This is a genomic window from Nodosilinea sp. LEGE 07298 (genome assembly GCF_015207265.1).
GTDB lineage: Bacteria > Cyanobacteriota > Cyanobacteriia > Phormidesmidales > Phormidesmidaceae > Nodosilinea.
Genome location: NZ_JADEXE010000241.1, coordinates 1 through 10,327 on the forward strand (window position 1 = coordinate 1; position 10,327 = coordinate 10,327).

Below are 10,327 nucleotides of genomic sequence, written 5' to 3' on the forward strand. Positions count from 1 at the left end.
ATACCTTCAGTGTCTTTTCTTATTAGCTTAAATTGGATCCGGTCTCAGTGATGACTCAAGGGGCAGGGAGAACACCTCTCCCGCCTATCTAGCTGTCGTCACCCGCCACGTTCAGTGTCGTCTAATAGAAACTGGGGCTCATATGGAGCTACAGTCCCTGCGCTATGCCGCGATGGTCTCGACTATGACCTTCAATCGGGCTATCGAGATTCACCAGCAGTACCTTGATAAGCGGGGCATTGCGAAAGACGCTGAGGAAGAAATCTTGAGTTTCCTAGGGTGGAGTGACCCACAGGAAGAACAGTTTCCTACGGATGTCAGAATTGTCCTGGCTTCAGCCAATTTCTCGAAGGAGCTGACCACAGCTGTCATGTGGCTGAATGAAAGAGACCTCGATATTCGCTGTGTCCGCCTTCAGCCCTACAAACTAGGGAACGAACTGCTGCTAGACATTGAGCAAATTATTCCTCTACCTGAAGCTGAGGAATACCAGGTGAGAATCCGGGAGCAGGCAGAGGCGAAAAGAGCTGCCGCTCGTTCTAGTCGAGATATGACGCAATATGAGTTTCTGGGTCAGGTGTACAACAAGCGCAACTTGGTACTGGCTGTAACTACCCATTACATTCAGGATCACCCCCAAGCGACTTTGAATGAGCTAAGGCAGGTGTTTCCCGACTCCCTCCACAGGGCCTTGGGGGTGGTAGCTCCGATTGAGAAAGCGTTAGAGAAGGGCCAAAAGCGCTACTTTCTCGATGAGAGCCAGATTTTACGGACAGGGGATAATCAAACCGTTGCAGTCTGCAATCAATGGGGCATCGGCAACATTGGCCCTTTCCTCGATATTGCCCAGGAGCTTGGCTATGAAATAACAGCGCAGCGAGCCAATGCTAGCCTCTGATAAAGTCATCAGCACCATCCTCAAGCACGATACGAAAGTAACGAGCTACAAGATTGCGCTGCTGCGGGCCATCAATGACGCGGTGCTGACCTACCCCGATTTGAGAACCTACCAGAGCGATGTCGCTGTTCCCCTCAAATTGCTGGCTGAGTTCTGGATCGCCTACTACTGGCCGTTTGTAGACCCCGACCAGCCCATCCAACAGGGGCAGCGGGCACAGCGCCAGGGGCAAACCACCAACGACATGGCCTTTAGACCATCCCTGACTGAACTCAGACGACAGTGGGAGCAGGTAATTGGAGGGATGAAGAACCCCGCCGATGGTTTCTTTCTGATCAACGAGCTGCGCTCACCCCGCAAACACCAGCGCTACTCCCAGACGCTAATTGACGCTTACCAGAGTGCGATCGCCGCTGTCGCCAAAACCATCGAGATGCCTATTCGCTACGCTGGCCCCGGCCACTGGAGCATCTTTGAGAAGCCCCAAACCTACAACCAGGTGGCCAGCCGGACAGTGCCAGTACCGGGGACAAAGGTAAAAGACCGTTGCCTGGTGATTCCCCTCGACCTCTGGGCCACGTTCCGCCAGATGTCGCTCTGGGTCGAAGCCCTCTGTATCCATGAGTGGTGTCTGTTCAGTGGCAGAGTGAGCAACCACGACAGGGGCTACATCTACGGTTTGCTAACCTCTCGCCCCGACAACCGCCGTCCACTGACATGGGAACGAAACCAGATTGACATCCTGATCATGGAAGGTACAGCCTTTACCTGCCCTTGGACTGAGAAGCCCATCAAGCAGGGCATCGCCTACGACCTCGACCACATCCTGCCCATCGCCGTCTACCCCACCAATGAGCTGTGGAACCTAGTGCCCGCCGACCCAGACTTTAACTCGCACAAGAAGCGCGATCGGTTGCCCACAGCTGAGCGTCTGGCGGTGGCCACCCCGCATCTTGAGAAAGCTTACTTGGGCTATGGGGCATCAAAGCCTTTGATTGAAGTGCTGCGAGAGGATGTAGCGTTGAGGTTTGCCACGGTTGAGGTAGGCGCTTTCTCAGAGAGTTTGGCGGTGGCGGTGGCTGGGCTGGTAGAAGAAGTGGCTGAGGCCAGGAACTTGGCAAGGTTCTAATTTCTCATTTGGAGGGTTTGCAGTAAGTATCCTTTCTCAAAATGCATCATTGTCAGCAGCGATCGCCGGAAGCTATAGGTAGATACGCCCGAATGCCCAGGTAGTCCAACGTTTCCCGCAGAGCCTTGTCACAGGCCCATGATGTGCCCTTTGAACCGGCCAGGGAATAGAAACCTCTGCTTGGGTAACTCCGCCTCAGCTAATAACTTCTCTAGAGGTGGGGCGATCGCTAGATTGGCCGATCTGTATCAGGAATCGACCAGAGCCATTTTGAAGTCTTTAGAGGGCAAGATGGTAGTCGCTGAAGTGGCAGCAGGGAAAAAATTGTAGAAGTTTAATTAACAAACATTAGTTAAATACAGGTAGCTCTAATCCTAATCCTGCCAAAGCCACTATCCTTAAACCATAGAGCTATTCTCAAGGTCTAACCAATGGCTGATTTGACTGCTGATGAATGGTCAAAAATCAATTCTCTTTTGGCAAGCGATCCCTATAAGTATGGCATTCCTCGGCGTACCTATGGCTCTGCTGTACTGGGGTCTTTCAATATTCGTAAGTTGGGAAAGGCCAGCAGTCGAAGTACAAACACCTGGGACTTCCTCGCCCACATTTGTAAACACTTTGATTTGCTATCCATTCAAGAGATTATGGGTGACCTGGAGGGCTTTGAGAAGTTGGTGAGCCTGATGGGGCCTGAGTATAGGTCTATTGTTTCCGATAAAACTGGGCAATTCCCTGGTGAGCAAGGACTAGGTGAACGTTTGGGATTTATCTATAACCGAAACCTCATTCGCCTAGGCAACATCATTTCTGATATTTCCTATGACCGCACAAAGGTTCTCAAGACTATTGTTAACAACTACAAAGTGCTGGTAGAAACAGCTACGCCTTACGTCAAGTATCTTCAGGCCCGCGATGCATGGCAGGAAAACCCTACTGGCCCTGAGCCGAAAGCCCCAAAGGTTCAGATTCCAGTCTTTTTGAACTTTATTCGTCAGCCCTTCAGTGCCAGCTTTGAGATAGTCGGGCACCCCGAAACAAAGCCCTATCGAATTATGGCGGTCAATGCTCATCTTTATTTTGGCAATTCCGTTGAAGATCGCCGTCAAGAATTTGATGCCCTAATGGAGTGGATTCTAGGTGGGGTACAGGAGAAAGACAATACAAGTTTCCCAAACTTTATCCTCATGGGCGACCTCAATTTATGCTTCAGCAATCCAGCGAGAGATCGACCTCGCATTGAGAGACACATTAAGACCTTTAATCAAAATATGCAGGCCGCTGGCAGCGGTATCAACGTAAACTTTCCCTTTTTGGATATACACAAAGGCTTCACTGAACCATTCCGTACCAATGCACGTTTGAGTGAGACATTCGACCACATTGGCCTGTTCAGCCATGATCCGCGTCTTCCCTCCTATGACAAAAACCCAGAGATGGGGCCTGAACCACCCCAAGGCCCAGATTATGGTGTCGTGAATTTTGTTGAACTCTTTCGTGAAGCCCTTGAGGTTCCGCCTATCGAGAGCTTAACTAACCAAGACAAGAAAGACTTCTTTAGAAAATTTGAGCATGAGGTGAGCGATCATCTTCCTATTTGGTTGAGACTGCCATTACCCGAGGTTTAACTCAACAGGCTTTTTGGTGTGTTTACGGTGTGCCTGCTAAGCTTTGCCTCTGTTCTGGGGATAACTAATTACACCGGCCCATCCCAGCATCTATGGCTCTCACCATTCCCGAATCCATCCCATCCAAGTCCAGCGAGGGCGAAAAGGCGCTATTCAACGTCCTCAAAACCAAGCTGTCAGAGGATTTCACTGTTTGGTATGAGCCCCGCCTACAAGGCAACCTCTACCCCGACTTCACCATCCTTAGCCCCACCTTTGGCCTGCTGATTATTGAGGTCAAGGGGTGGTTCGCTGGCAACGTCATTGAGGCAGGGGAGCAATTCTTTAGGGTCAAGGGTAGGCAGGGCATCGAGAGCCACCAATCGCCCCTCAGACAGGCCCACGGTTACTTCTGCACCGCTGCTGAGCGCTTCAAGGGCTACCCTATCCTCCGTAACCCAGACGGCAACTATGAGGGCAAGCTCGTCTTCCCCGTGGGCACCGCTGCTGTGATGAGCAACATCACCGAACCCCAGGCCCATGAGGAACACATCTACAACTTCCTCCAGCAGCCCCAGGTCGCCTACCGGGATGAACTGCTGGAGTGGGAGAACTACAGCCCCGAGATGCTGGTACAGCGGCTGCGGGATATGTTCAAGGTCTATTTCGACTTCCCAACGCTAACGGCAGACCAGGTGAATACCATCAAGGGCTGTCTGCACCCCGAAACCGTTATTAAAACCAAGCCTGCTGGCCCCCAAAGCGTGCCTTCTGGTGTGGCTCTGCCCGAAGGCAGTACCGCCGTGGTGCCCCTCGACCTCGACCAGGAACGCCTTGCCCGCAACATGAAGGATGGCCACCGCCTGATCTCTGGGGTGGCTGGCTCTGGCAAAACCCTGATCCTGCTGGCTCGTGCCAAAGTGCTGGCTAACCGCCTGCTCGACCAGCGCATCTTGATTTTGTGCTTCAACATCACGCTGGCCGCCCACCTCAGGTCGCTCCTCCATGGCGACACGATGAACCCCCAGTACCAAGACTGCATTGAGGTGATGCACTTCCACGACTGGGCCAAGTCAATCCTGGGCCGACTGCCTCGCTTCAATAACCAGGACAACTACGATGAAATCCTTGGCCAGCATGTTTTAGCCGCCCTCCAGCAGCTACCCCCAGAACAGCGCTGGGATTCCATTTTGGTAGATGAGGCCCACACCTTTACCCGCGAATGGTTTGAGTGCTGTGTGGCTGGCCTCAAAGACCCAGAGAATGGCGATCTAGTGGTTGTCTCAGACGGTAACCAGAGCCTCTACAAGCGGGCTAAGTTCACCTGGAAGTCTGTCGGCATCAAGGCCCAGGGCCGCACGATGAAGCTGGCCCAGAACTACCGCAATACCCGAGAGATTTTAGAAGCCGCCTGGACAGTGGTGAAGAAAACTGACCAAGACCTGACGGACGATGCCACATTCCCCACCGTTGAGCCTGAAGCTGCCCTGCGCCAGGGACCACGACCAACCCTCTACCAAGCGGGTACTAGAGCCAAAGCTGTAGATGTCGCTGTCGAGCAGGTGCAGCGCCTGGTGATGCTGGGCTACAGCCCCTCAGAGATTGCCATCCTCTACCGGAAGAATCAGGATAAGGCTCTGTTTAACGCCATGCTGAAGCGCCTGCAAGCCCTGGGCCTGCCGGTCTACTGGGTCACCGAGAGTCAGGAAACCAAGGTCAACTACAGCGCCCGTAAGCCAGGGGTGAGAGTGATCACTACGCTATCGGCACTAGGCCTGGAATTCAAGGCGGTGCTGCTGCTGTGGGTCGAGCAGTTTGAAGACTGCTTTGCTGAGGATTTGGATATGCGATCGCTGGCACGACGACAACTGTATGTGGCCATGACCAGGGCACAAGATGAATTGCATTTGGTGGCTGGAGGGAATGCTGCCGTGGTTAATGCGTTAGAGAAAAGTGAAGCACTGGACAGTAAAACCAATCACAGTATTGAACCCCAAGCTAGACAATCAAAACTCTCAATGCAATCAAAATAGTTAGTGATGAATAAAATAGAAGTAAAACACCGTGACAGTGTTCTTAGAGCTTATTTTGAGGGGCGAGATTGGGATAGAAATAATGAATACGCCCTTAAACGAAAATTTGTAACCAATAGCGAAACTTTGATGCCTAACTATCCCTATCTAATTGATGATGAATGGGAAGTTGAGTCTAGTCGAACAGAAAAAGGAAAAGGTGATTTACTGTTCACTGATGGGGCCGGTCGATTTTCAGTAGTTGAGGTTAAGTGGATCGATTTAGAAGGCCCTAACGGCAGTCGTACAGGCTCAACACGGCGAGATAGTAATCGCAAGAAGAAAAAACAAGTTAAAGAACAAGCTGTCAAATATGCTCAAGCTTTGGGCAGACTGCTTGACAGCTTTAGTGAAATCGAAGGCTACAGCTATACCAATGAAGGAACCACGCCTCAACTTCAGACTAAATTAACACCGGATGATATTCCTGAAATTCATGAATGATGATTGATACCATCCATAGTCGAAATCGAAGAATTTGATGAAATAAAATTTCAAGTTTGCTAACTATAATCATGGCCCAACCTCTCAAACCAGTTACCATCTACACCGATGGAGCCTGCATCGGCAACCCTGGCCCCGGCGGCTATGGAACAGTGCTGCTCTATGGTGAACACCGCAGAGAACTATCGGGTGGCTATCAGCTGACAACAAATAACCGCATGGAGATGATGGCGGCGATCGTTGGCCTCCAGGCACTAAAGCATCAGTGCGCTGTGACCGTCTACTCTGATTCCAAGTATGTCGTCGAGGCCATCATGAAGGGCTGGGCAGTGCGCTGGCGGTCTAAAGGATGGATGCGAACTAAGACTCATTCGGCAGTCAATGCTGACCTCTGGCAGCAGCTCCTAAGCCTCTGTGAACAGCACCAGGTCGAGTTCCGTTGGGTCAAGGGCCACAGCGGCAATGTGGAGAATGAGCGGTGCGATTGCCTGGCGGTGGCTGCTGCTCGACAGCCTAATTTGCCCGTTGATGAAGGGTATGAGGTGAAGCAGGTTGAGCAAGAATCTCTGTTCTAGCCTTCTCTGAAGTACTGATTCTTTGGGGAAGATAGCCTCGGTAGGCCTTGCCCTTCAGCTACCTGGCTCAAAGAATGCAGTGCCAGGGGTAGCCCGCCCCAGCCTCAAAATCTCTGTTGTCAGCCGTTCAGATACCTCTGGGGCAAGGGTACGGGTATTGTCGTAGAAGTCAGCGGCTCGGTCGAAGGAGATGGGCCTGGGCTGTTTTTAGTTCTGCTGGGCCTGCTGCCACCCGACATAGCTGGGCGGGTAGCCTTCTACATTGTCATAGCCCAGTAGCTGCAACGCCATCACCCCAATGCCCGTGCGGTAGCCCGTCGAGCAGTAGAGCATCACCGGCTGGTCGTGGGGCACCTGGTCAAGGTGCTGGGCCAACTCACGCAATGGAATATTGATCGCCCCTGGAATGTGGCCACCCCCGTACTCAGACGGCTCTCTCACATCGATGAACAGCGTCTTGCCCTCAGCCACCTTCGCCTTAATCTTGGCCTCGTCCCGCACCCCGTAGAAACCACGGGGAATGTGCTGAAGAAAGTCGCCAACGGCTGTCTCCAGGCCGGGAGAAACTTCAAGGGCCGGGGCTGAGGCAGCGATCGCTGGCTGCCCCAGCATCAACCCCTGGCTCAGCAGTAGCCCCAGGCTGACGATCAAAATGAGTTGCTGGAGGGTTTTACTGATTCGATTCCAAAGCATGGTTAACGCTTTCCACTACACAGCCTTAGACTTACTATCCCGCGTTACCCTCAGAACAAGCTTTATCGGGCTACAAAGGTTTACCCGTAAGCCTGGAGCGATCTGGATGTTCAATCTGCCTTGGGTATTCTGGAACCAATGGAATCAGGTTTAGCGCTATGAACGGTGGGTATCGTGCACTCTTGGCAGTGGGGTTGGTGGTGGCAATCGCCAGTTGCTCTACAGCAGTAGAAGTCCCCCCCGAGCAGGGCCAGGTGACAGACCCCGCAGCAGCAGTCGCCAACGCTAACCTTCCTACTGGCACTGTTGTCTCTGTGGGCGATGGCGACACACTACGGATGGACTACCAGGGCCAGAGTGTCACCGTACGCTTTGCCTGCATCGATGCTCCAGAGACATCCCAAACCCCCTGGGGGCCAGCCGCCACCGAACGCCTACGCCAGCTCATTCCCCGAGGCTCCACCATCCAGTTCCGCGAGGCCGACACCGATCGCTATGGGCGCATGGTAGCTGAGGTCTATGTTGGTGGCCAGAACATGAACCTTCAGATGGTTAGAGAGGGCCATGCAGTGGTCTACACTCAATTCCTGAGGAGCTGTCCTGAGACTGAAGATCTGCTGCTGGAAGCTGAGGCCCAGGCTAGCCAACAGCGTTTGAACTTTTGGAATCAGCCGAATCCTGTGATGCCCTGGGACTACCGGCGGAGTAATCGATCTAGCGCTACACCAGAGTCCGCCGCCGCTTGACCAAGGAAGGTGTGATCGGCAGCGAGGGCACCAAAAACCTCACCCCAGTTGCGCCGCTGTCAAAGGTAGCTGTGAGTGTCCCTACGATGTGGATTTAGCTAGTCATTCCTGTGGGGGGCGGTTCACCTATAGCCGCTCTGAAGGCGAGCGGGGGATTTGCTATGTGGATATCTGAGGGAGCACCGCTCTAATCACCCCCTTTCCTAAGGCTGTTAGACAACATCAGCATAGGTCGTGGTTTCATGCTTCTCCCTCACAACCGCAACACATTGATCTAGTCGAGGTTGGAAGTCTCTAATCCACTCGTCAAAATACTCTGTCATCTGATACTGTGCTGGGATTTCAGCGGCATAGAGTTGAAGAAACAATTCTCGAAAGGCCCGCCAGTAAGGACTTTCCCAAGTTTCGTAAACCAAGCTCCACTTAAAGAGTGCCCGTTGTAAGTGGAAGAATGCCGCCAGCAGTTCTAGTTCTGTGCCGTGCCACTGCCCGGTCTGTAGATACTGCTGAACGAGTTCATCTGGCTTGAAGCCGTGCTCTTCAGCGTACTTGAAGCCATCGAAGCGTAGAGCACAGCAAGTCAGAATAGCCTCTTCATTGAGGTGATTACCTTCTAAGAAATCAGGGGATTGATTCATGGTCAAGTCATCTCATCACTGCGTTCCAATTGTCTATACTCCCTAGCACTCACCACTAATATGCTCGATCCACAAAACTGCGCTCAGGCGATTGCCGCCCACACCCCTTTCAACCCGACAGAGGCAGAGTCCATTACCGCCACACTGGCATTTCTCGCAAAGCACCACCGCTGCTGGCAGCGGGACAACTACGTGGGCCACCTCACCGCATCCGCCTGGGTGGTCAATGCTGCAAAATCCCATGTGCTGCTGACTCATCACCGAAAGTTTAACTGCTGGCTTCAGTTGGGGGGCCATGTGGATGAGGGCGATGAATCGCTGTTGGCTGCGGCCTTGCGCGAGGCCAGAGAAGAATCGGGCATCCCGGCGATTGAGCCCCTACAGGCCACCATCTTCGACATCGGCCACCACCCCATCACCACCGCCAAAGAGCCGCCCCATGTGCATTACGACATCCGCTACCTGCTGGTGGCCACGACAATGGACTTTGTCGTGTCTGAGGAATCCAACGATCTGGCCTGGGTGCCCCTGGCAGAGGTGGCCATCAGCAGCTCAACGGCCCTAGGGCGAATGGCGGATAAGCTTTGCTAGCGGCTGCCGTAGATGGTTGCAAGACTGGTCCGGTGTCAGCATAAAGCCCGCCATTAGGACAGCCGATCAGGCTGATGCCATCAAAAAAGCACCCCCAAAAGGAAGTGCTTCATCACTTAACGCTGATGCTAGAGCCTTAGCAACTGTCTAGAGAACGGTAGCACCGCGATACTTCAAGCCATCAATATGAGCTTCAGGATGCTCATCTGTACAGACATGACGAACCACAGAAGCGCCCCGATAACGTCCAATCACTTCTTCAGAAATATGGACTTCAGGAGTAGCTGCTTCGTACTGGATTCCACGATACTTGAGAGTCATAATGTCGCCTCGCTTTGAAGAGTAACAGAGGCGCGTTCCTTCAGGGAGATTCCCTTACTTCCGTCTCTTTGCAGAGAGATGAACGTTTTTTGTATCTGTAGTCATTGTTACCGTTTTATCCCAACCCGTCAATAGCAGCTGTCATGGTTTGCTGAGATATCCAGGGCGCAATGGACGAGTCTGGAGTGGCGCTCAAGTCCACGTCTCCAAGCTTCAGGCGGTTTCTAACCAATCAAAAATCTGCCCCAGCTCTTGAGTCGTTACAAACCCATACTGGTAGAGCACCATCGGCAGCAGGTTGGGGGCGTCCTGAGACTGCCGTAGGCCCAACTCAATGGAGTTGGCGGATAACGTTAAATGCCCCTGAAGAAACTCCAAGAGTCGTTCGTGTTTACTCATAGTCATGGTGGCGCAAAATAATTGCTCACAATCATAGGCAACTATCTAGGTTTCGACACAGCCGTTAGAAAGACTCTAGAAATAGTTGGCTCTCCTGGGATCACTATGCAGCGGTTGGAGAAAAATGCCAGCAGATTAGGCATCGGAGGCGGAATCGCTCAAAATTAGTGAATCCGTAGCCAGAGCGCTTAATCAACTTCAAACGCGTGTTGAT

General features: G+C 52.6%; 13 protein-coding genes and 1 riboswitch. Of the genes, 8 read left to right on the forward strand and 5 right to left on the reverse strand.

Annotation, left to right across the window (positions count from 1 at the left end; all coding sequences use genetic code 11):
• Positions 1–142 precede the first annotated feature (142 nt).
• The 6 genes from IQ273_RS24720 (at position 143) to rnhA (ending at position 6,725) form a co-directional block, all read left to right on the forward strand.
• Positions 143–898 (forward strand): hypothetical protein, encoded by a 756-nt coding sequence (locus tag IQ273_RS24720; RefSeq protein WP_228053794.1) that lies wholly within the window; start codon positions 143–145, stop codon positions 896–898.
• Positions 885–2,027 (forward strand): HNH endonuclease domain-containing protein, encoded by a 1,143-nt coding sequence (locus tag IQ273_RS24725; RefSeq protein ID WP_194025807.1) that lies wholly within the window; start codon positions 885–887, stop codon positions 2,025–2,027. The genes IQ273_RS24720 and IQ273_RS24725 overlap by 14 nt, the downstream gene beginning before the upstream one ends.
• A 431-nt stretch (positions 2,028–2,458) precedes the next feature.
• A complete protein-coding gene (locus tag IQ273_RS24730) occupies positions 2,459–3,655 on the forward strand; it encodes an endonuclease/exonuclease/phosphatase family protein (protein ID WP_194025808.1) in 1,197 nt (398 codons plus the stop codon).
• A 92-nt stretch (positions 3,656–3,747) separates the two neighbouring features.
• Entirely contained in the window at positions 3,748–5,667 is a 1,920-nt protein-coding gene (locus IQ273_RS24735; RefSeq protein ID WP_194025809.1) for a DEAD/DEAH box helicase, read from the forward strand.
• 6 nt (positions 5,668–5,673) lie between these two features.
• Positions 5,674–6,150 carry a hypothetical protein gene (locus tag IQ273_RS24740; RefSeq protein WP_194025810.1) on the forward strand — a complete coding sequence of 159 codons (477 nt, stop codon included), beginning with the start codon at positions 5,674–5,676 and terminating at the stop codon, positions 6,148–6,150.
• Between the two features lie 71 nt (positions 6,151–6,221).
• On the forward strand, positions 6,222–6,725 hold the full coding sequence (rnhA, locus tag IQ273_RS24745) for a ribonuclease HI (protein WP_194025811.1): 504 nt from the start codon (positions 6,222–6,224) through the stop codon (positions 6,723–6,725).
• A 207-nt stretch (positions 6,726–6,932) separates the two neighbouring features.
• On the opposite strand, the gene IQ273_RS24750 is transcribed toward rnhA, so the two are convergent.
• A complete protein-coding gene (locus tag IQ273_RS24750) occupies positions 6,933–7,418 on the reverse strand; it encodes a rhodanese-like domain-containing protein (protein WP_228053796.1) in 486 nt (161 codons plus the stop codon).
• A 200-nt stretch (positions 7,419–7,618) separates the two neighbouring features.
• Here IQ273_RS24750 and IQ273_RS24755 point away from each other — a divergent pair, with 200 nt between their 5' ends.
• A complete protein-coding gene (locus IQ273_RS24755) occupies positions 7,619–8,164 on the forward strand; it encodes a thermonuclease family protein (RefSeq protein WP_313898236.1) in 546 nt (181 codons plus the stop codon).
• A 212-nt stretch (positions 8,165–8,376) separates the two neighbouring features.
• Here IQ273_RS24755 and IQ273_RS24760 read toward each other — a convergent pair whose 3' ends face one another.
• Positions 8,377–8,802 carry a hypothetical protein gene (locus tag IQ273_RS24760; RefSeq protein WP_194025813.1) on the reverse strand — a complete coding sequence of 142 codons (426 nt, stop codon included), beginning with the start codon at positions 8,800–8,802 and terminating at the stop codon, positions 8,377–8,379.
• A gap of 60 nt (positions 8,803–8,862) precedes the next feature.
• On the opposite strand from IQ273_RS24760, the gene IQ273_RS24765 reads away from it, so the two are divergent.
• Positions 8,863–9,393: an NUDIX hydrolase gene (locus IQ273_RS24765; protein WP_194025814.1), complete on the forward strand. Its 531-nt coding sequence runs from the start codon at positions 8,863–8,865 to the stop codon at positions 9,391–9,393.
• A gap of 147 nt (positions 9,394–9,540) precedes the next feature.
• Here IQ273_RS24765 and IQ273_RS24770 read toward each other — a convergent pair whose 3' ends face one another.
• From IQ273_RS24770 to IQ273_RS24780, 3 genes are all read right to left on the reverse strand, one after another.
• A complete protein-coding gene (locus IQ273_RS24770) occupies positions 9,541–9,714 on the reverse strand; it encodes a DUF4278 domain-containing protein (RefSeq protein WP_194025815.1) in 174 nt (57 codons plus the stop codon).
• Between the two features lie 29 nt (positions 9,715–9,743).
• Positions 9,744–9,801, reverse strand: a riboswitch (Glutamine riboswitch).
• Between the two features lie 126 nt (positions 9,802–9,927).
• Complete coding sequence (locus tag IQ273_RS24775) at positions 9,928–10,113, reverse strand: DUF2949 domain-containing protein (protein ID WP_228053797.1); 186 nt, start codon at positions 10,111–10,113, stop codon at positions 9,928–9,930.
• 103 nt (positions 10,114–10,216) lie between these two features.
• On the reverse strand, positions 10,217–10,327 hold a 111-nt coding region (locus IQ273_RS24780; protein ID WP_194021999.1), incomplete at its 5' end, for a transposase.